Source organism: Pelomicrobium sp. G1, assembly GCF_051905455.1.
GTDB lineage: Bacteria > Pseudomonadota > Gammaproteobacteria > Burkholderiales > UBA6910 > Pelomicrobium.
On record NZ_JBQACR010000512.1, the window covers coordinates 1 to 245 of the forward strand.

Genomic DNA, 245 nt, shown 5'->3' on the forward strand with positions numbered 1-245 from the left:
GTCTCCTCCGCGGGAAGCCCCAGGGACGCCAGCCGGTCGGCGATCCAGCCTTGCGGGTCGGCCTCGCGGAAATCGAGCCCCACGGAGTGGTTCACCCAGAAACGGCTCCGTACCCACCCGCCACGGTAGGGAGCGCTGGACAGGACCGGGCGACAGGCGCCGAGCTCGAACACCAGCGCGCCGCTGGCTAGCGTCACGCGAAAAGGCGCGGGCAGGGTGTCGAACATGGGTGAGCTTACGCCACG

At 70.2% G+C, this 245-nt stretch carries 1 pseudogene; it reads right to left on the bottom strand.

The window, feature by feature from the left end:
* Window positions 1–227, bottom strand: a pseudogene (locus ACTFO6_RS19430) (hypothetical protein); the annotation flags it as partial.
* Window positions 228–245 lie beyond the last annotated feature (18 nt).